Annotated in this window: 23 protein-coding genes; 11 read left to right on the top strand and 12 right to left on the bottom strand. The window is 35.6% G+C overall.

All coding sequences use genetic code 11. The features are described from left to right. Positions 1 to 38 precede the first annotated feature (38 nt). Positions 39 to 1,496 (top strand): beta-barrel assembly-enhancing protease, encoded by a 1,458-nt coding sequence (locus tag A9G03_RS08790; protein ID WP_065798965.1) that lies wholly within the window; start codon positions 39 to 41, stop codon positions 1,494 to 1,496. Positions 1,497 to 1,577: 81 nt separating this feature from the next. Here A9G03_RS08790 and A9G03_RS08795 read toward each other — a convergent pair whose 3' ends face one another. Both A9G03_RS08795 and rluC read right to left on the bottom strand, forming a co-directional pair. Continuing rightward, positions 1,578 to 2,240: a histidine phosphatase family protein gene (locus A9G03_RS08795; RefSeq protein WP_065634014.1), complete on the bottom strand. Its 663-nt coding sequence runs from the start codon at positions 2,238 to 2,240 to the stop codon at positions 1,578 to 1,580. A gap of 24 nt (positions 2,241 to 2,264) precedes the next feature. Continuing rightward, entirely contained in the window at positions 2,265 to 3,248 is a 984-nt protein-coding gene (rluC, locus tag A9G03_RS08800) for a 23S rRNA pseudouridine(955/2504/2580) synthase RluC (protein ID WP_065798966.1), read from the bottom strand. Between the two features lie 149 nt (positions 3,249 to 3,397). Here rluC and dsbB point away from each other — a divergent pair, with 149 nt between their 5' ends. From dsbB to rapZ, 4 genes are all read left to right on the top strand, one after another. Continuing rightward, on the top strand, positions 3,398 to 3,931 hold the full coding sequence (dsbB, locus tag A9G03_RS08805; RefSeq protein WP_065798967.1) for a disulfide bond formation protein DsbB: 534 nt from the start codon (positions 3,398 to 3,400) through the stop codon (positions 3,929 to 3,931). 78 nt (positions 3,932 to 4,009) lie between these two features. Beyond that, entirely contained in the window at positions 4,010 to 4,666 is a 657-nt protein-coding gene (gene rluA / locus A9G03_RS08810) for a bifunctional tRNA pseudouridine(32) synthase/23S rRNA pseudouridine(746) synthase RluA (RefSeq protein ID WP_065634011.1), read from the top strand. A 67-nt stretch (positions 4,667 to 4,733) separates the two neighbouring features. Next, entirely contained in the window at positions 4,734 to 5,330 is a 597-nt protein-coding gene (locus A9G03_RS08815; protein ID WP_065634010.1) for an XTP/dITP diphosphatase, read from the top strand. An 84-nt stretch (positions 5,331 to 5,414) separates the two neighbouring features. After that, a complete protein-coding gene (gene rapZ, locus A9G03_RS08820) occupies positions 5,415 to 6,263 on the top strand; it encodes an RNase adapter RapZ (protein ID WP_065634009.1) in 849 nt (282 codons plus the stop codon). On the opposite strand, the gene A9G03_RS08825 is transcribed toward rapZ, so the two are convergent. Further along, positions 6,264 to 7,085 (bottom strand): divergent polysaccharide deacetylase family protein, encoded by an 822-nt coding sequence (locus A9G03_RS08825; RefSeq protein WP_065798968.1) that lies wholly within the window; start codon positions 7,083 to 7,085, stop codon positions 6,264 to 6,266. It lies immediately after the preceding gene. Further along, positions 7,085 to 8,296, bottom strand: a complete 1,212-nt coding sequence (envC, locus tag A9G03_RS08830) for a murein hydrolase activator EnvC (protein WP_143425839.1) — start codon at positions 8,294 to 8,296, stop codon at positions 7,085 to 7,087. The genes A9G03_RS08825 and envC overlap by 1 nt, the downstream gene beginning before the upstream one ends. A gap of 209 nt (positions 8,297 to 8,505) precedes the next feature. Between envC and glyQ the strand changes: the two genes are divergently transcribed. The 4 genes from glyQ to ybaK all read left to right on the top strand — a co-directional run bounded on the left by glyQ (position 8,506) and on the right by ybaK (position 12,982). Beyond that, positions 8,506 to 9,438: a glycine--tRNA ligase subunit alpha gene (gene glyQ, locus A9G03_RS08835; RefSeq protein ID WP_065634006.1), complete on the top strand. Its 933-nt coding sequence runs from the start codon at positions 8,506 to 8,508 to the stop codon at positions 9,436 to 9,438. Positions 9,439 to 9,447: 9 nt separating this feature from the next. Further along, positions 9,448 to 11,520, top strand: a complete 2,073-nt coding sequence (gene glyS, locus A9G03_RS08840; protein WP_065798970.1) for a glycine--tRNA ligase subunit beta — start codon at positions 9,448 to 9,450, stop codon at positions 11,518 to 11,520. Between the two features lie 66 nt (positions 11,521 to 11,586). Beyond that, the gene (locus A9G03_RS08845; RefSeq protein WP_065634004.1) at positions 11,587 to 12,396 is read left to right on the top strand and encodes a hypothetical protein; all 810 of its coding nucleotides are present in this window, start codon (positions 11,587 to 11,589) and stop codon (positions 12,394 to 12,396) included. A 100-nt stretch (positions 12,397 to 12,496) separates the two neighbouring features. Further along, on the top strand, positions 12,497 to 12,982 hold the full coding sequence (gene ybaK, locus A9G03_RS08850; protein ID WP_065634003.1) for a Cys-tRNA(Pro) deacylase: 486 nt from the start codon (positions 12,497 to 12,499) through the stop codon (positions 12,980 to 12,982). 146 nt (positions 12,983 to 13,128) lie between these two features. On the opposite strand, the gene A9G03_RS08855 is transcribed toward ybaK, so the two are convergent. From A9G03_RS08855 to A9G03_RS08870, 4 genes are all read right to left on the bottom strand, one after another. Then, positions 13,129 to 13,401, bottom strand: coding sequence for an HU family DNA-binding protein (locus A9G03_RS08855; RefSeq protein ID WP_065634002.1), 273 nt, complete (start codon positions 13,399 to 13,401; stop codon positions 13,129 to 13,131). Positions 13,402 to 13,576: 175 nt separating this feature from the next. Beyond that, entirely contained in the window at positions 13,577 to 14,170 is a 594-nt protein-coding gene (locus A9G03_RS08860; protein ID WP_065798971.1) for a YjaG family protein, read from the bottom strand. Next, positions 14,163 to 15,236: a uroporphyrinogen decarboxylase gene (hemE, locus tag A9G03_RS08865; RefSeq protein ID WP_065634000.1), complete on the bottom strand. Its 1,074-nt coding sequence runs from the start codon at positions 15,234 to 15,236 to the stop codon at positions 14,163 to 14,165. The genes A9G03_RS08860 and hemE overlap by 8 nt, the downstream gene beginning before the upstream one ends. An 81-nt stretch (positions 15,237 to 15,317) precedes the next feature. After that, positions 15,318 to 16,223, bottom strand: a complete 906-nt coding sequence (locus A9G03_RS08870) for a LysR family transcriptional regulator ArgP (protein WP_065633999.1) — start codon at positions 16,221 to 16,223, stop codon at positions 15,318 to 15,320. Positions 16,224 to 16,430: 207 nt separating this feature from the next. Here A9G03_RS08870 and rpiA point away from each other — a divergent pair, with 207 nt between their 5' ends. Together rpiA and serA are read left to right on the top strand one after the other, a co-directional pair. Further along, the gene (gene rpiA / locus A9G03_RS08875) at positions 16,431 to 17,096 is read left to right on the top strand and encodes a ribose-5-phosphate isomerase RpiA (RefSeq protein WP_065633998.1); all 666 of its coding nucleotides are present in this window, start codon (positions 16,431 to 16,433) and stop codon (positions 17,094 to 17,096) included. An 86-nt stretch (positions 17,097 to 17,182) separates the two neighbouring features. Further along, on the top strand, positions 17,183 to 18,424 hold the full coding sequence (gene serA / locus A9G03_RS08880) for a phosphoglycerate dehydrogenase (protein WP_065633997.1): 1,242 nt from the start codon (positions 17,183 to 17,185) through the stop codon (positions 18,422 to 18,424). 285 nt (positions 18,425 to 18,709) lie between these two features. Here serA and srlR read toward each other — a convergent pair whose 3' ends face one another. The 4 genes from srlR to srlB all read right to left on the bottom strand — a co-directional run bounded on the left by srlR (position 18,710) and on the right by srlB (position 21,187). Further along, positions 18,710 to 19,489, bottom strand: coding sequence for a glucitol operon DNA-binding transcriptional repressor SrlR (gene srlR, locus A9G03_RS08885; protein WP_065633996.1), 780 nt, complete (start codon positions 19,487 to 19,489; stop codon positions 18,710 to 18,712). 99 nt (positions 19,490 to 19,588) lie between these two features. Beyond that, entirely contained in the window at positions 19,589 to 19,954 is a 366-nt protein-coding gene (locus tag A9G03_RS08890) for a transcriptional regulator GutM (RefSeq protein WP_065633995.1), read from the bottom strand. 73 nt (positions 19,955 to 20,027) lie between these two features. Beyond that, entirely contained in the window at positions 20,028 to 20,807 is a 780-nt protein-coding gene (srlD, locus tag A9G03_RS08895) for a sorbitol-6-phosphate dehydrogenase (RefSeq protein ID WP_065633994.1), read from the bottom strand. Between the two features lie 11 nt (positions 20,808 to 20,818). Then, the gene (gene srlB, locus A9G03_RS08900) at positions 20,819 to 21,187 is read right to left on the bottom strand and encodes a PTS glucitol/sorbitol transporter subunit IIA (RefSeq protein ID WP_065798972.1); all 369 of its coding nucleotides are present in this window, start codon (positions 21,185 to 21,187) and stop codon (positions 20,819 to 20,821) included. Positions 21,188 to 21,240 lie beyond the last annotated feature (53 nt).

Consider the following 21,240-nt stretch of genomic DNA (forward strand, 5'->3'; position numbering starts at 1 on the left):
ATAAGGCAATCTAATTGTTAATTTAAGTGGTCTATATAATGTTAAAAAAAGCAATCGCATTAGCTCTCACTACCTCATTATTGTTGCAAAACTCTCCGTTAGTTTTTGCTGATAACATTAACCTGCCAGATATGGGAACCGCTGCTGCATCAACCTTAAGCATCGGTCAAGAGATGGAAATGGGTGATTATTATATGCGTTTGCTCCGAGCCGATGCCCCTATTATCAATGATCCTGTGCTCAATCAATATATTAATGATTTAGGTAAAAAACTTGTGTCAAAAGCGGAATCAGTCCAAACACCTTTTCATTTTTATATTATGCGCAGTGATGTCTTAAATGCGTTTGCCTTTTTTGGCGGTAATGTGGTGATTCATTCTAAACTGATTTTAGATACTGATAATGAAAGTCAATTAGCTTCAGTTATGGCGCACGAAATCGGCCATGTGACTCAACGTCACTTAGCCAGAGCAATGGAAAACCAAAACCGTAATAGTCCTTATGTTTGGGGCGCAGCATTAGGCTCATTACTACTTACGCTGGCGAATCCTGATGCTGGAATGGCCGCGATGACAAGTACGATGGCAGGTTCTGCACAAAACACAATCAGTTTTACACAGGCTAATGAACAAGAAGCCGATCGCGTTGGGCTTAGAACATTGGCTAAGGCAGGATTTGATCCTTATGCTTCATCTGAATTTTTACAAAAATTAGCTGATCAAACACGTTTTAGCAGTAAACCACCTGAGATTTTACTCACTCACCCACTACCAAATAGTCGTTTATCTGATATTCGTAGCCGTTCTATGCAATATAGTAAAAAAGAGCTACCTCCCTCTCTAAACTACTATTTAGCAAAAGCACGTTTGGCTATTTTAATAACTAATAATCAAAATACCGGTAAATTATTAATTGAAGATTACAAAAAGCTGAATAATGAACAAAGTAAGATTGCTTTAGTTTATGCTAATGCTCTGTTTGATTATCGTAATAACAATTACCAAAAAGCCAAACAACAACTTCAACCATTACTAGATAATGATCCAAATAATCTGTGGTATATCGATTTAATGACAGATATTGATCTAGACATGAATAATAATGCAGCAGCGATTAATCGGTTACAAACTGCTTTAAAAAAATCCCCAGATAGTTCAGCATTACAATTAAACTTGGCTAACGCTTACGTCAAAAATCGTAATTATCAACAAGCGGTTAGCTTATTACACCGCTATACCTTTGATCATAGTGATGATACAAATGGTTGGGATCTACTAATTACAGCTTATGGTGGATTAAACTCAAGGGCAAAAGAAATGAGTGCAAGAGCTGAACTTGTTGCATTAGAGGGGCAATTTCAACAATCTATTCAATTACTGCAAAATGCCAAAAAACAAACTAATGGCGATCAAACGATGATATCGAAGATTGATGCCAGAATAAATCAGTTACAACAACTTCAAAAACGTTACGCCCCTTATAGTAAAAATAGATAAGTTTACTAATCTGGCTCAATATTTCTCGACTAACGTTATAAAAAGCATTAGTCGAGAAATAAAAATGGGTCAAATTGCTGATTATTTATCAGCTAAATGATCAACATTATTATAATATTTAACCGTAAATTTGCCTTCTGATTGACCATCTTGCTGCTGATAATTTACTACACTAACACTGGTATTTAACATCCGTGGAAAATAGTCTTCATCCCGATGTAAACGCCAATCACCACCATTTAATACACAAAGTAATAAACGTAACACGGTGCCATGCGAAACAACTAAAATATTACCTTTATCTTCACTGGCATTTTGAGTAATCGTATGCAGTGCACGTTTCATCCTTACCAGTGTATCAAGATAATTTTCACCGTGATTAACAGAAGCATCAAAGTTAGCTGGATCGGTTAGATAAGTATTAAATTCAGGCACTTCTTTTTTCAAATAAGGGACAGATTTTCCTTCCCAAAGACCAAAATCCATCTCACATAAATCTGCTAATTCAAAAGTTGGAATTTTATTATCATTTTCGTGAACGATATAATCACGTGTTTCTTTAGCTCGTAGCTGTGGGCTTGAATAAGCTTGCATAAAAGGAATATGCTTTAAATATTGTCCAGTAATCTTCGCGCCCAAAATACCTTGTTCTGTTAACGGTGAATTTTGCGATCCTTGCATCTGATCTTTAATATTCCACTCGGTTTGGCCATGTCTAATTAAGTATAAATTAAGATCTTTCATTCGTCCTCACTCGTTTTTTTCAATTTAAAATTCGGTTTGATGATGCTTTTCTGTTCTAAGATAACTTAAGCATGCTTGTAATTTATCATCCATTGGTGCGCTTAACTGCATATCTTGTAACGTTTTAGGATGAATAAATGTCACATTGGCTGCATGCAAAAATAATCGATTAAGTTTAGTATTGGCAAATAACATATCAAATTGGCTATCACCATAACGATCATCAAATGCAATAGGATGATTGGCATATTGAGTATGTACACGAATCTGATGTGTACGGCCAGTAACAGGACTGGCTTTAATCAACGTTGCAAAATTAAATCTCTCTTCAACTTTAAAACGTGTCTCTGAAGGTTTACCTTCCTTATCGACTTTAACCACTCGTTCGCCACTTTTCAAAACATTTTTAAGTAACGGTGCCTGTATAACTTTGCATTCAGAAGGCCAATCACCTTTTACTAATGCTAAATAGTTCTTTTTCATCTGTTTTAGGCGCAGTTGTTCATGCAGTGCTTTTAATGCTGAACGTTTTTTAGCAATGAGTAACACGCCTGATGTTTCGCGATCGATTCGATGAACCAATTCCAGAAATTTTGCTTCAGGTCTTAATGCTCGAAGTCCTTCAATGACCCCAAAACTTAGACCACTACCGCCATGAACAGCAATACCCGAGGGTTTATTAATGGCTAATATCACGTCATCTTCATAAATAATGGCTTTTTCTAAATCGGCAACTTTATTTAATTTAGTTGAGATTTCAGGTGAGGTTTTTTCTGCTACGCGAATAGGCGGTATACGAATTTCATCTCCAATACTGAGCTTATACTCGGGTTTAATGCGTTTTTTATTAACACGCACTTCACCTTTCCTCAGTATGCGATAAATCATACTTTTAGGTACGCCTTTCAAATGTGTGATAAGAAAGTTATCAATTCGCTGCGTCGCATTTTCTTCTGTGATGATAACAAATGAGACCTGTAATTTTGTTTGTGGAACGTTTGAATCCATAAGAAATGATTAATCCGCCATCAATAAATAAAAGTCGTTTACATTATTCGAAAATAAACTACACTACCACTAATTAAAAATGAAGACAGATTATTTTCGATATAATTAAAGATAGCTAATTATAGCCGAATATGGAGGAATAAAACAGTATGTTATCGTTACTTAATCAATACTCTCGCGCAAGGTTTGCTTGGTTTTTACTCTTCCTCTCAACCATTATTTTCGAATTAACTGCACTTTATTTTCAACACAGCTTAGGACTAGCGCCTTGCACACTGTGTATTTATCAACGTTGCGCCATTTTTGGCATCATGTTAGCCAGTATTATTGGCTTAATTGCACCGAATAATTTTATTTTTAGAATAATGGGGATCGCTGTTTGGTTAATTAGTGCATATAAAGGCTTTAACTTAGCAACATTTCACGCCCATTTACAATTCGAACCAAACTTTAGTGACACTTGCGCTATTAATGTTCAGTTTCCATCATGGCTACCTTTAAACGAATGGATACCAGGCCTGTTTAATGCTTACGGCTCGTGTGCAGATAAAATTTGGTCTTTTTTAACCATTGAAATGTCACAATGGATGATTATTATTTTTGCTTGCTATTTTATAGTTGGATTATTCGTGTTTATTGCCCAATTTTTTGCAGTAAACAAAAATACCTTATGGAAAAATTAGGCGTGCTATAAAACTGGCACTTTTTGTTGAGTTTGTTAGAATGTGTGGCAATTTTATCTTATAAATTGTCATACATAAATGCTTTTGGAATATCATCCTCCTATTGACCCTTGGCTCTCTATCTTATACCAAGATGATCATATTGTTGTTGTCAATAAACAACCCGGTATTTTATCGGTGTCGGGCAACAAACCTCAATTTATCGATAGTATTATTCATCGTTTACAGCAAAAATTTAGCTACGTCGAGTCCGTTCATCGATTAGATATGGCAACCAGTGGCATTATGGTTGCCGCTTTATCTAAACTTGCCGATCGAGAAATAAAAAAGCAATTTCGAGAACGAATCCCCAAAAAAAATTATATTGCCGTAGTTTATGGACATCTTAAAGATGATAGCGGTCAAGTTGAATTACCGTTGATTTGTGATTGGCCAAACCGTCCACGACAAATGGTCGATTTAGAAAATGGCAAGCCTGCACTGACGTTATATCAAGTCATTTCAAGAAACCCTGATAACACAACTCGGGTTAGCTTATCGCCTTTTACTGGTCGATCACACCAATTACGCGTGCATATGCAAGCACTGGGACATCCTATTTTAGGTGATAAATTTTATGCACACCCTGAAGCCTTTTCTCGGTCTAAAAGATTGTTACTCCATGCGCAATCGTTAACAATTCTCCACCCCAAGACAGGTGAAAGTATGACCTTTAACTGCGATCCCGATTTTTAACGAAACTTATAAATCGAACAACGGTTAACGATAGTTATCAACATAATTTTATGGTAAGGAATTAAAGATGCAAAAAATTGTTTTAGCAACCAATAATCAAGGCAAAGTCAATGAATTGCAAACACTTTTAGCCGATGCTGGCTTTAATATTGTGGCACAAAAAGAATTTAATGTTCCCGATGTCGATGAAACAGGTTTAACTTTTATCGAAAATGCCATTTTAAAAGCAAGGCATACCGCAAAATTAACAGGACTACCCGCTATTGCAGATGATTCAGGTTTAGTGGTTGATGCCCTTAATGGTGCGCCAGGTATTTATTCTGCACGTTATGCGGGTTGCCATGGTAACGATAAATTAAATAATCAAAAATTACTTTCACAACTACACAATGTTCCAGCAGAAAAGCGCACTGCCTATTTTTATTGTGCCTTGGTTTTTATGCGCCATGATAACGATCCAACGCCAATTATTTGTTTAGGCAAATGGCATGGATTAATCCTAAATCAAGAACAAGGAGAAGGCGGCTTTGGCTATGATCCACTTTTTTATATACCAGAGTTAGATTGCACAGCAGCCCAACTTAGCAAAGAGCATAAAAGCCAGATTTCACATCGTGGTCAAGCATTAAAACAGTTAATTACTAAAATAAAATCCGAATATTAATCGCAATATCATCGATATATGAAATTGCATCTTGTTGAGTAAACGGTATATACTTAAGTTAATTAGCATATTGGAGTTAACATTGTGATTCTCATGATTGTTAGTGGCCGTTCAGGTTCAGGGAAATCGATTGCACTACGTGCACTAGAAGATATGGGTTTTTATTGTGTGGATAACATCCCTGTTGTGCTATTGCCACAATTAGCCGATTCATTAAAGAACAATAATACCCCCGTTGCCGTTAGCATTGATATTCGCAATTTACCGCCAAATTTTGATTTTAACCGCGACATTTTGCAACAATTGCCAAACTCTGTCACACCCGAGATTATCTTCTTTGACTGTAGCCGCAATACCCTAATTCGTCGTTATAGCGAAACCAGACGAATCCATCCCTTAACCAATCAAAAATACTCACTTGAAGAAGCAATCGATCTTGAAGAAAAATATTTAGAATCATTAAAATCAAATGCAAGTTTGGTCATCAATACTGATAATCTTTCAGTGCATCAACTATCAGACATTTTACGAACACGCATTTTAGGTAAAAAAGAACGTGAATTAACCATGATCTTTGAATCCTTTGGTTTTAAACATGGTTTGCCGGTCGATGCCGATTTTGTTTTTGATGTCCGCTTTTTACCCAATCCCCATTGGGATATTGCACTACGTCCCCTAACTGGATTAGATGAGCCAGTAAAAAAATATCTATTTCAGCATGATGAAGTGACTAATTTTATCTATCAAACCGCCAGTTATTTACAGCAATGGTTACCGATGTTAGAAAAAAATAATCGTAGCTATTTAACCATTGCTATTGGTTGTACCGGAGGCCAACATCGCTCTGTTTTTATTGCTGAACAGCTGGCTGAATTTTTTAAAGCACAAAATAAGCAAGTACAAATTCGGCACCGAACCTTAGAAAAAAAATAATTATTCGTTTTCGGTATGATAAAAATGCCAAACTTGATCGCAGCGCTGTTTGTATCTGTCTATAATATCTTTTAACGTTGCTTTTGGCTTTATTGGTTCAGGTTGCGGTGTAACAAGCTGACTGACTTTGATTAATGTTATATCTGAAGGCAATTGCGCTAATCTATTTTTCAATACATTGAGTGTCTGTGGATGAGGATGACCAATGGCAATGGCAACCCCTTTTTTACGAGCAACTTGAATAGCTAATTCAAATTGCTGGCTAATAGCATGTTCATTTTGCTGATCATCTAAAAATACATCGCGCACAACTACAGGGATATTATAGGCGCTCGCTGCTGTTTTGACGGCTGTTTTTCCAATCGTTTTACTATCTAAAAAAAACATAGAATGTGGGCTGAGTGCTTTCATAACATATTGCATGCCATTAAGATTGGATGTCATTAAACTGCCCATATGATTATTAACACCAATAGCATGAGGTACACGCGCAATAGCATTATTCACAATGCGATTAACCTCAGTTTCGCTCATAGTGGGAAACAACGTATCTTTTTCAAGTGGCTGCTTACCCATTGGTGCCATGGGTAAGTGTATAATCACATCATTCCCATGTTCATGAGCCATATTAGCGATACGTTTTGCATTAGGTGAATGGGGTAAAACAGCAACTGTTATATTGGTTGATAATGCTATAATTTGCTCTTCATTATGTTGCCGATAACCAAAATCATCAATAACCAGAGCTAATTGTGCCGCAAAAGTAAGGCTTGAATTAAAAAATAATAGACTTATAAGTATGTAAATGATTGAACGATGCACTATTTTAACCAACCTTTAGGATCTAACGCTTTACCATCTCGGCGAATCTCAAAATAGAGTCCTGAACTATTTTGACCACCACTTGAACCAACTAAAGCAATGGCTTGTCCAGTGGAGATTTTATCGCCGACATCGACTAAAACACGTTGGTTGTAACCATATAAACTCATATCGCCTTTACCATGCTCTAGTGCAACCACAAAACCATAACCTTGCAACCAACTAGCCAGTATCACTCGACCATCAGCGATTGCCTTAACTTGGGTACCATCCTTCGCATTAATTACCATACCTTTCCAATACAGTTCACCTTGCAGTGACTCGCCAAATCGATGTACGACTGGACCGGTGACCGGCCAATTAAATTGGTGTTGTGGTTTACCTATACCACTCACACGTGCCATTAATGCCCGTTCATCAGAATTTAAAGTGTAGTTGGTATTTTTTTGTTTCTGCTCAATATGTTTTGCCTGTCTTGCTTCTTCTTCAGCTAATCGTCGACTCTCTTTTTCAGCTTGAGCAATTTTTGCTTGTAACTTGGCTTCATTTTCGTGCAATTGAGCCAATTTTTGTTGATTGACCTGCATAGATGATTCGAGCGAAGTAATGGTTTTTTGTCGATCTTGACGGTTTTTTTCAAGGCCAACTTGTTCTTGTTTCTGTTTGGTTTGTAATGCTTGCTGTGAAATTTGTTTATTTTGTAACGTTAATTTTTTTTCGTTTAACTGTAATTGCGTTTCACGAAGTTCGTTAATCAGTTGCTGTCTAGCTTGATTAATATAACCATAATAATTAATCAGCCGTTCATTACGCTCACTTTGTTCACTGGCAAAAATCAGCGATAACCCTGTTGTTTTCCCTAATTTAAATGCGCTTTCAAGTTGTTTAGATAACGCATCTCGCTGTTGTTGTTGCTTAATATTTAATTGTTCAATTTGTTTAATTAACCGATTAATTTCACTATCGATTTTTTTTAAAGTTAAATCGTTTTTCTCAATTGAAGTTAATAATTTTGCAATTTCTGTTTCTTGCTGTTTAAGATCATTAACTAACTGGTTTCGCTCTTTTTTTTGCTCAGCCAAACGATTTTCTTGTTCTTGAATTGAACGACGCAAAGTCTGTAACTGTTGATTATCATCAGCAGCATACAAAACATTAACTTGTGTAAGTCCAATAAAAATAAACGTTAGAAAATATCGATAAATAGCCATGGCATTATGATAAGTATTGATAACCAAGCAAAAGGGATAAAACACTATACCTAGAAATGCATAAAGATGCAAAACCAAAACTATTTAGATAAGCATTGAGAGTAATTGCAACAGATAGTAATTAGGCATTTCACAAGCTCCAATAAAAAGTATAAAATACAACACTATTTAAATTATCGAACAATCAATTCAACCATAAAGATAACATCATGCAAAAGTTTAATGTCAAAACCTTTCAAGGGTTAATACTAACGTTACAAGATTACTGGGCTAATCAAGGTTGTACGGTGATTCAGCCATTGGATATGGAAGTTGGGGCAGGTACTTCACACCCGATGACGTGTTTACGCGCTCTTGGACCTGAACCCATTAATGCTGCTTACGTTCAGCCATCTCGCCGTCCAACTGATGGACGCTATGGTGAAAACCCTAATAGGTTACAACACTACTATCAATTTCAAGTTATCTTAAAACCCTCTCCAGACAACATTCAAGAGCTCTATCTGGGTTCATTAAAAGAGTTAGGACTCGATCCAACCGTTAATGATATTCGTTTTGTTGAGGACAACTGGGAAAACCCTACATTAGGTGCTTGGGGACTTGGTTGGGAAGTATGGTTAAATGGGATGGAAGTGACTCAATTTACCTATTTCCAACAAGTGGGTGGTCTTGAGTGTAAACCCGTCACTGGTGAGATCACTTATGGTTTAGAACGCCTTGCGATGTATATTCAAGGTGTCGATAGTGTGTATGATTTGGTTTGGAGTGATGGCGCATTTGGTAAAACCACTTATGGTGATGTATTCCATCAAAATGAAGTTGAGCAATCAACGTATAATTTTGAATATGCCAATATTGATTTTCTATTTTATTGCTTTGAACAACATGAAAAAGAAGCAAAAATGTTGCTTGAATTAGAAAAACCGCTGCCACTACCTGCTTACGAGCGTATTTTAAAAGCTGCGCACTGTTTCAATTTACTTGATGCGCGTAAAGCTATTTCAGTAACTGAGCGGCAACGTTATATATTGCGCATTCGAACATTAACCAAAATGGTTGCTGAAGCATATTATGCATCACGTGAAGCGCTTGGTTTTCCAATGTGCCAAAATTCACCGTCAAATCAAAGTGCATCAAAGTAGGATTTTAATATTATGCAAAAAACATTTTTAGTGGAAATTGGTACCGAAGAGCTACCACCAAAATCACTCCGCACTTTAGCTGAAAGTTTTGCGGCAAATTTTATTGAGCAACTGGACAATGCCAAGTTAGAACATGGCGAAGTACTTTGGTATGCCTCACCGCGCCGCTTAGCATTAAAAGTTTTAAATTTAAATGACACTCAACCAGATAGCCAAATTATTAAACGGGGACCGGCTGTTAGTGCAGCATTTGATGCTAATGGTAAACCAACTAAAGCAGCTGAAGGCTGGGCTCGTGGTTGTGGTATTACTGTTGACCAAGCCGAGCGTATTCAAACAGATAAAGGTGAATGGTTATCTTATACCCAAAACCAAAAAGGCCAACCTGTTGTTAACCTATTGTGTGATATGGTTAAAGGCGCGCTAAGCAAATTACCTATTCCAAAACCAATGCGCTGGGCAGCTCGACAAGTTGAATTTATTCGCCCGAGTCATACGGTAACGATGTTATATGGTGATGAGCTAGTACCGGGCACAATTTTAGACATTGAGTCAAACCGCATCATTCGTGGGCATCGTTTTATGGGTGAACAGGAATTCACCATTGATAATGCCGACCAATATCCAGAAATTTTGGAGCAGCGTGGTAAAGTTATTGCCGATTATGACAAACGAAAATCAATTATTAAACAACAAGCAGAGCAAGCCGCTGCAAAATTAAATGGTAAAGCTGATTTAACCGAAAGCTTGTTAGAAGAAGTCTCTTCATTGGTTGAATGGCCTGTTGTTTTAACGGCTAAATTTGAAGAAAGATTTTTAGATGTACCAGCTGAATCACTAGTTTATACCATGAAAGGCGATCAAAAATATTTTCCTGTTTATGATAAACAAGGAAAATTATTACCGAATTTTATTTTTGTTGCCAATATCGAATCAAAAGATCCGCAAGTAGTCATTTCAGGTAATGAAAAAGTAGTACGACCACGCTTAGCCGATGCTGAATTTTTTTACAAAACAGATTTAAAACAACGCTTGGAAGATCGTCTACCTCGTTTAGAAACGGTGTTATTCCAACAACAGCTTGGAACAGTCAAAGACAAATCATTACGAATTGAGTCATTAGCGGGTTTTATAGCCGACAAAATTGGGGCTAATGTCGAACAAGCTAAACGTGCAGGTAAACTCACTAAATGCGATTTAGTCACCAATACTGTTTTTGAATTTCCCGAAACACAAGGGATAATGGGTCGTTATTTAGCGCTAAAAGATGGTGAAAGCATTGAAGTTGCTACCGCGATTGAAGAGCAATACAAACCACGTTTTGCTGGGGATGAATTGCCAAGCACTAATGTATCAAGTGCGGTATCAATTGCCGAAAAAATGGATACATTAGCCGGTATTTTTGGTATAGGGCAACATCCTAAAGGTGATAAAGACCCTTTTGCTTTACGCCGCGCTGCAATTGGCGTTTTGCGTATTATTGTTGAGAATAACTTACCGCTCGATCTTGTCGAATTATCAAATTTTGCCGTTTCATTATATGGTGACAAACTCAACAATAAACAGGTAGTGGAAGATATTGTCAGCTTTATGCAAGGTCGATTCCGAGCCTGGTATCAGGAGCAAGGTTTTACCATTGATACCATACAAGCAGTACTCGCACTTAATCCAACCAAGCCTGCTGATTTTGATGCGCGCATTAAAGCCGTGACACATTTTAGAACACTGCCAGAAGCCTCTTCGCTTGCTGAAGCTAACAAGCGGGTATCAAATATCCTCTCTAAAACAGAATTGGTGATACCTGATGCGGTGAATGCCTCACTACTTGAAGCGGGAGCAGAAGGTGAACTTGCTATGCAAGTAGCAGTATTAACCGATAAATTAGCACCTTATTTTACTCAAGGTCGTTATCAACAAGCTTTAGTAGAATTGTCTGCACTTAAAGCTCCTGTTGATGCATTTTTTGCCTCAACCATGGTCATGGCAGATGATGAAAAAATTAAACTTAATCGGTTAGCATTGCTGAAAAAATTGCAAAATTTATTTTTAAAAGTTGCGGATATTTCATTACTACAATCGTAATTTGTAATTTATTTATCACTATAGTGGTAACCAATTAGGTTACCACCTTATTAGTAGGAACGAGACATGCAAACCGAAGTATCTTTTTCTCAAGTATTTAATCAAACAACTAATTTTGTCAAAAACCGTTTTTTACAACTCGTTATCATCAGTTTTATCGTCAGTTTAATCACAACATGTATCAGTAGTTATTTAATTGATCCACAAATGTTTAAACAATTATCGAGCACGACTATGACAGTCGATCAATTATTAATGTATGTATTAAAACCTGCGTTAATTAGTTTGGTCATCACTTTCATCATGCAAGCGATACTACTTGCTGTTGTTTATAACTATTCAATCAACGATAAATTCGATTTTAATCTTATCTTATCTCGAATGTTACCAAATGCACTCAATATCATATGCTTTTACCTAACTTATTTATTTATAATTCTGTTTGCAATGATATTTTTAACATTTATATTTATGATGTTGCAATTTATCCTACCCGCTAAAATGGTAACGTTTTTGTTTGGTGTATTAATCATTGCCGCAATATTACTGATAGTGACAGTTTCTTATTATTTTCAAGGTTCAATTATTGCACCTTCAACAAAAACGTTTATTCAAAATTTTGTAGAAAGTCATAAATATGCCATATCTTATTGGCGATTAACCGTTCCAATGGTTTTAATTTATTGCACGGTATCAATTATCTTTTCTATTGTCGATAGTGCACTTAATAACCTTGTAATAAATATCATCAGCTCAACTTTGCAAATACTCACAAGTATTTTTTGTATTTGTTTCTTCTATCGTCTCAATATTCTGTCAAAGAATGAGCAACTATCACATAACACACCTGAGCAAAATAATAATTTAACTATCTAACATTATTTACGCTTATTCTTAATCACTCTATTAACAAATGCGAATAGAGTGATTAAAATTAGATAATCATTTCTATTATCTAATTCGCTTGGGAAACACTATGACGCCGGCAATTGACCAACTAAAAAAATTGAAAATTCCATTCAAAATTCATCAATATGATCATGATCCTAATCAGACCCATTATGGTCAAGAAGCAGCGAATAAACTCGATCCAAGTTTACACATTACATCTAACCAGATATTTAAAACTTTAGTCGTAACTTTAAATGGAAATGATAAAACATTAGCAGTTTGTGTCGTACCTGTTGATAACCATTTGGATCTAAAAAAAGCTGCAAAAGCATTAAATTGTAAAAAAATAGAGTTAGCCGATGCCCATTTAGCGCAAAAAATCACGGGGTATTTGGTAGGAGGAATCAGTCCATTAGGGCAAAAAAAACAACTCACCACACTGATTGATCTTAGCGCTAATGATCTTAGTTCAATGTTGATATCTGGCGGTAAACGAGGTCTCGAAATCGAAATTAAACCACAAGATCTTGTTAATGCATTACATGCACAATTGGTTGAAATTAAAGCCTAATTTGCTGATCAAATTATGTTGGGTTATTTTAATATTTATACGGTGAGTTAAAACTTGAAATTAGAATGATTGGAAAATAGAAAGACCTTAAGGTACTACCTTAAGGTCTAAAATATTCTGTCAAGTAAATATCGACAGAAAAAAAATTATTTAATTGCTTCTTTCAAGCTTTTACCTGATACGAACGCAGGTACTTTGCCAGCAGCAATTTTGATTTCTTTACCTGTTTTAGGGTTACGGCCGATACGAGCATTTCGATGATTAACTTTGAATGTACCAAAACCAACTAATTGCACTGGATCACCAGCTTTTAATGATTCAGTAATAGCTGCTAAAGTTGCTTCTAATGCAGTTTTAGCTGCAACCTTAGTAATATCCGCTTTGCTAGCAATCGCATCTACAAGTTCTGTTTTATTCATGGAGATATCCTTACATAATTATTTTATTGTTAAAGTTAACATTATAAGCAATGTCAATAACCGACTTTGCCCCTGTAAACAATGTTTAGATTACATTGATGTTAAATGTAGTCTATATTCATCCAATGTTAAAGAAAAATTTAGTAAAAAATAAAAAAATAGGGCATTCAGCAGCTTAATTGCTCAAAAAAACACCAATATTGCTTATTTGAGCCGCCCTAATATCCTCTTTTAAACCCTTTATTAGATCAATTTTGTCATGAGATTCTTCGCGCAATAATCGAAATATTTCCCATTGCAAATCAAATTCTTCAACCACACCCGGTAAATTTAACTGTTCATCTTTGGAAAGATAAGTATCTAATTTTGTCATTTCGAATTCAGCTACTGTGGTTGCCGATATACTACTAACTTTTGCTGTATGTTCGGCAATATCACCCGTTAAATGAGCATGTATAAGCTCACTTAAGGCCTGACAAGCATCAATCGCAGGATAGATCATATAAGCGCTATCTTCATTCACAGTGGGAATAATCGCTTCTAATTTTTCCAATTGTAAATCAAAATTAATTTTAACTTTCTCAACTAATAATGACTCCCACATTAAATCAAGAATGTTTTTATAGCTTTTAGCATCATCTTCGTTATGCTGTTGCTTGGTATAATAGACATAATTTGGGTACATTCGTTCACATAAGCAAACCATAAATAAATATTGTTGCCATGGTGCTAATTTTTCAACTCTTAACTGAACTGGATTTTTAATCATAATGAAACCTTTTAGACCGCTCGTGTACAGCCTCAATTAAATATTGTACATGCTCTACTGGAATATCTTGGTGAATACCATGCCCTAAATTAAAAATATGACCATTATGGAATCCAAATTCATTAAGAACAGCTTCAACATTCGATTCTATTGTTAACTTTCCGGCATACAACACAGATGGATCTAAATTGCCTTGTACCGCAATGTGTCCTTTTTGGGCAATATGGCTCAAATTTACAGTCCAATCAACACCAATTGCATCACATCCTGTATTCACAATACTATCTAACCATAACCCACCACCTTTGGTAAAAAGTGTGACTGGCACATAGGAAGAAATAGCTTGAGTTTTATGACCTCGTTTTAATTTTGATAAAATTAACTGCATATAATGCAGTGAAAACGTTTGATAACATTGATGGCTTAAAACGCCACCCCAAGTATCAAATATCATGAGTGATTGAGCGCCCGCTTCTATTTGAGCATTTAAATATAACGCGATGCTTTCAGCGAGCTTTTCAAGAAGTAAATGTAAAACTTTGGGTTTGCTATACAGCATTTTTTTTATTTTAGTAAAGGTTTTACTACTTCCCCCTTCAATCATATAAGTTGCTAATGTCCATGGGCTACCCGAAAATCCAATTAACGGAACTTTACCATTAAGTTCCTTTTTGGTTAGGCTGATTGCATCCATCACATATCTTAATGAATCATTTGGGTCGGGAATGGGTAACTGCTCAATATCTGACAAACTCGATATTGTTTGACTAAATTTTGGACCTTCACCCGCCTCAAAATACAAACCTAATCCCATTGCATCAGGTATGGTCAATATATCAGAAAAAATAATAGCCGCATCAAGATCAAAACGCTTTAAGGGTTGTAAAGTCGCTTCACATGCCAGTTCTGGTGTTTGGCACATAGTCATAAAATTACCCGCCTTTGCACGTAACTGTCTATACTCAGGTAAATAGCGTCCAGCCTGACGCATCATCCAAACAGGCGTATAATCAACAGGTAGACACTGTAATGCGCGTAAATAACGATCATTTTTTAATTGGCTCATAATATCCGCTCTTTAAGTAACTATTATATTATGTCAAGCAATTCAAGGTTAACATTACGTATCAGTAAAAAATCATTGCGTTTATTTGTGATCTTGAGGTTGTGATAATGTGAGCTTAGCATAACGAATTAAAGTCTCAGAAATATTTTGCATTACACTACTTTCTGGCGCAAAACGATGCCAATAAAGCATACGTCTTTGATACAGGCCTTCTGTTAAGTTAACTAATTCACCATTTTTTAACTCTTGTTCAACTTGTAACATAGGAATCATACAACAGGCTGAACCTTGTTTAGCAAGTTGTACAAACGCTTCAGATGAACTGGTAATATGACAAATTACACTACCCGGTGTTAAGTTAAAATTTTCCTGTAAAAAAGCTTGATGCATATCATCTAAATGGTCAAAAGCAACAGCAGGTGCTTTGAGTAAAGATGATCGTGTCACACCATTTGGAAAGTATTTTTTGGCAAAATCAGGCGAAGCGACAAAAATATAGTCGAGAGCACCCAGTAAATCAGATAAACAGCCAGGTAAGGGATTAGCTTGAATACTAATTGCAGCAACGACCGTACCTAAACGTAACAGCTCTAAAGTATGCTCTTCATCTTTAATTTGTATATCAAATCGAAGAATATTTTTATCTAAAACTGGTTTTAAAGCCGGTAACACCCATGTAGCCAAAGAATCTGCATTAATTGCAATAGACAATGACAAAGGCGTGGTATTTTGTTCATTATCGCCTAACCATTGTTGTTCTAACAATTCGACCTGATGCAATAATCCTAACAGATGTTCCCCTTGTTTAGTTGCCTTTGGGGGAATTGTTCTAACTAATAGTTGTTGACCAAAAAAGCTTTCTAACTGTTTGATACGTTGTGACACCGCAGGTTGTGTGATACACAATTTATCTGCCGCTCTCTCAAATCCCCGCTCTTTTATTACTGCATCTAAGGCTTGTAATGCTCTATAATCTGGACGCTTCATAATCTCTTTATTAATAATTTGCTCATTGCTTGAAAAAAACAAGCTATTTTAATTTGCAAAGTTTTAAATAGATCTAAAACTTAAAATATTTTCTAAAAAATACTAATGATTTTTGCTTTCCAATTGGTTACTATGCCATATCTTCAATCATTTTGCTTTTAAAATTTTATTTTTTCGAGAAAATTATATTCTAAATACGGTGATACCATGACACAGGATGAATTAAAAAAAGCCGTCGGCTTTGCAGCGTTAAAATTTGTCAAACCCGATTCATTAGTTGGTGTAGGCACAGGTTCAACTGCATCATATTTTATTGATGCTTTAGCAACAATAAAGGATCAGATTAAAGGAACGGTTTCTAGCTCAGAAGCATCAACCCAAAAATTAAAAGATTATGGGATTCCCGTATTGGATTGTAATGAAGTTGATAGCTTAGATGTATATGTAGATGGTGCCGACGAAATTAATCATCAGTTGCAGATGATAAAAGGTGGAGGGGCCGCATTAACGCGTGAAAAAATTGTCTCAGCATTATCCAAACAATTTGTGTGTATTGTTGATGAATCAAAAGTTGTCGATGTGCTTGGCAAATTTCCATTACCGGTAGAAGTAATCCCCATGGCGCGTTCTTATGTTGCACGTGAACTATTTAAGCTCGGCGGTAAACCAATTTATCGTCAGGGTGTAATCACTGATAATGGCAATGTTATCTTAGATGTTCATGATCTTATTATTGCAAAACCAATGGAATTAGAAAATCGAATTAATAATATTGCTGGCGTTGTAACAGTAGGTCTATTTGCTAACAAAGGGGCTAATGTAGCACTGGTTGGAACCCGTTCAGGTGTAAAAGAAATTAAACCGAGCTATTAGTTATCGCTTAGCTAAATACGTTAATTTAAAAAATAATAATATAACAATAAGCAGCAATAGATATGCTTAAATAAAGAGAGGAAAAAATGGTTGTTCAGGCATTAAGCAAAGATGATAATAAATTTTTATTACTCGAAGGTGTCCACCAAAGTGCAATTGACACATTAAAAGCTGCTGGCTTTACCAACATTGAATATCATAAAGGTGCGCTATCGCCATCGGAACTTCAACAAGCAATAAAAGATGCGCGTTTTATTGGGATCCGATCAAGAACGCATTTAACCAAAGACATCATAGATGCAGCACCAAAACTTGCCGGAATTGGTTGTTTCTGTATTGGTACTAACCAAGTGGATCTTGATACAGCTGCCGTTAAAGGTATTCCGGTATTTAATGCACCATTTTCTAATACTCGATCCGTTGCTGAGCTGGTATTAGCCGAGGCAATTTTATTACTTCGCCGTGTGCCAGAAGCCAATGCTAAAGCACATCAAGGAAAATGGAATAAGATTGCAACTGGTTCTCATGAAGCTCGTGGTAAAAATTTAGGCATCATTGGTTATGGTCATATTGGCAGTCAATTAAGCGTTTTAGCTGAATCTTTAGGGATGAACGTCTATTTTTACGATATTGAAACTAAATTACCATTAGGTAATGCCAAACAAATTTCAACCATGAAGGAGTTGTTGCAATTAAGTGATATTGTCAGCTTACATGTGCCCGAAAATTCAACAACAATTAATATGATTAGTCAAAGTGAAATTGATATGATGAAGCCCGACGCCATTCTTATCAATGCTTCTCGTGGTAAAGTTATCGATCTTGATGCATTAACTCAAGCACTACAAAGTCATAAATTAAGTGGTGCGGCTATTGATGTGTTTCCAACTGAACCGGCTACCAATAGTGATCCATTTGAATCACCCTTGTGTAAATTTGATAATGTCATCATAACGCCTCATATTGGTGGTTCAACCACTGAAGCACAAGAAAACATTGGTATTGAAGTTGCAACAAAACTGGCTAAATACTCCGATACAGGTGCTACCTTGTCTGCCGTAAATTTTCCTGAAGCATCATTACCGATTCCGGCAAAAGGATCTAGCCGTTTTATCAACATACACAATAACCAACCCGGCGTATTGACAGCAATTAATACATTATTTGCAGAACAAGGATTAAATATTTCGGCTCAGTATTTACAAACCGATCCCAAAATTGGTTATGTTGTTATTGATATTGAAAGAGTAGAACAAAATAAAGCTGAAGAATTATTAGTTAAACTCAAAAGTGTACCGGGCACAATTAGAGCAAGATTACTCTTTTAAATAACTAAATAGACTAATAACGTGTTTATAATAAGATATAGTCTATTTTGTAGTATAAAGGGGATTGATGAATTTCAAATCCCCTTAATCAATTAAATTAGCCTGATCTAAAATAACGACAACATGATTCTTTTTTGGCTAAATTAAGTAGCTTGTAAAGCTGTGTAAAAAAACTCTTCCCATTAAATATAAAATGTAGTTTTAATGACTACTAATAGGTGATGCAATTTTAAAAAGTTATCTTAATAAAATAACGTTATTTGTTGGTTATGGTTGTGTGGCAAATTAGTTATCCATTACTTTTACTTTGATAACGTTAATGTTGCGCTCAACTAATGCATCATAGTATTTATCATCTAAGTTATCATCAGTGATAATAGTATCAACAGCACTTAAATCACATACAACATTAGGGCTACGCCGCCCAAACTTTGAAGAATCTGCTAACAAAATTAATTTAGCGGCAGCTTTACTCATGGCAACGCTGCCATGATAACTTTCATTAAATGTCGTTACACCACCAACTAAATCTACACCATCAGCACCCATAAAAAGTTTATCAAAAGTGTAAGATTCAAAGGCTGCAATTGCTGAGGCATTATTATTATGAAATGATGCCGATTTTCGCCGGAAAGTGCCCCCGGTTAATATTATGGTTTGGTCGTTATCATTAGCAACTAATTCATTAACCATATGTAAACTATTGGTCATAATAGTAAGATTATTGAATCGGGCAAGCATTGGAATCATCTGGGCAACGGTACTACCTGCATCAAAAATAATCGAATCACCTTCATGGATCAATTTTGCCGCTTCTTTAGCTATCGCTTTTTTTTGCGCAGTATTTATATAAGTTTTATGATCAATCGCCCTATCACCAATTTCCCTATTTAACATAGCCCCACCATAAGTACGCAGAACTAATCCACTTTCATTTAGTTGTGTAAGGTCTTTACGAATAGTTGTACCCGTTGTTTTAAAGTGAGCGACTAATTCATCAACACTGACTTGCCCGTGATTTTGTAGATATTCTAAAATAGCTGTTTGCCGTTGCTTTACTTTCATACCCAATTACCACCACTTATCATTGTTAACCAATAAAATAAATTTAATTTAAAAAATATTATACTTCATTATGAAAGAAAATACTTTTCAAAATAAAAGTTATTTATTTGTTGTTAATGCGATAGTAAGCGCGCTTTGCGAGGCAAGATCATAGGGAAATATTTTTTCTGGAATAATATTTGATACCAACATCCCATGTAATTGTGGAATGGGTTTAGGTAAAGCAAAAACTGTAATACCTTTCATTCGTACTGAATCAATCACGACCTGATTTTTGTCTAAAGATACCGCAATTAAAACCCTTGGTTTAAAACGTTTGGTTTTACTTCGACCAATGCCTAAATACGTCCCTTTTTTTAAAGCTAAAAAAGCTTGATTAAAACGGCGAATTTGCAACCAACTAAATACAATTTGAATACACCAAGCAATTAAAGCAACAATAATAAAAGTGGTTGTCATATTCATATGCGCTTTTCCAGTATTGATTGAGTTAAACAGAGTGCAAAAGCATTAAACTTGCTTTCGCACTTTATTTTAACTAGAACATTACTTGACCGCCAGTAATGTTAATTGATTGTCCTGTACAATAAGAGGCTTTGTCACTTGCATAAAATAGCAGAACATTGAGCACATCTTGATAATCACACCCCCGTTTAAGTGGTACTTTATCAATATATACTTGCTCGACCTGATTCTCTGGAATGCCTAATTTTTTAGCATATTGTGGAATTAGCGATTGGAACATTGGCGATTTAAGCAAATTACCTAACATTAATGAGTTAACAGTAATGCCATGATCAGCAAGATCCAGTGCCAAAGATTGAGTTAAGCCAACACCACCAAATTTAGCTGCACTATATCCTGAATTATGTTTGCTCCCAACTTTACCTGATTTGGAATTGATTTGTATAATTCGCCCTGCTGTTTTATGTTCAATCATTAGTTTTGCAAATTCCCGCGCACATAAAAAATAACCGGTGAGATTAACATTTACTGACAATTGAAAATCATTTAATGCAAAATTGGTAATTGGTGCCGCTCTGGCAATACCTGCACTGTAAACCATCAAATCAAGACGTTTAAAGCAACTATTAACATCTTGAGCTAATTGGATAACACTTTCTTCGTTGGTCGCATCGACACCAAAACCTTTAGCAGTACCTAAACCATGTTTTTGATTAATTGCTTGAGCAACGTTATTAGCATTATCTATATTTAAATCAGCGACAACAACTTGGTAACCAGCATCAGCAATACCATGACATAAAAATTCACCGAGTGTTTGCCCACCACCTATAATGACCGCGACTTGTTTCATTTTTATATTCCTTAATTACTTAAAATTTTAATTTCATCATTTACATTAAGTTGAATTGGCAGTTTACCTTGTACATGCACTGTACCTGGCAACTCCGCTTGCTGATTACCATCAAACCTTAATGTAATATGACCTAATTCACGAAAATTAACGCTAGCAACATCACCAACAGAGGTGATTTGATAAACATGGTTACCTAATTGTAATGATTGCCCTACGGCTAGTTCCTGCTTTAAATCATCATGATTATGAATAAAACAGTAATCAGCTAAATCTGCTGGTGCGCCTTGTTTGAATAATATTAGCATCCCATCAGCTAAAGTCTCTTGCGCAAAGTCACCAATTTGATTAATAGTTGAATGATAAATAACCTTTGACATTATTAACCTTCTTTCTTTTTTAATGTGCGTTTATTAATTTCAAACCAGACAAA

Source organism: Gilliamella sp. wkB171 (assembly GCF_001693755.1).
GTDB lineage: Bacteria > Pseudomonadota > Gammaproteobacteria > Enterobacterales > Orbaceae > Gilliamella > Gilliamella apicola_F.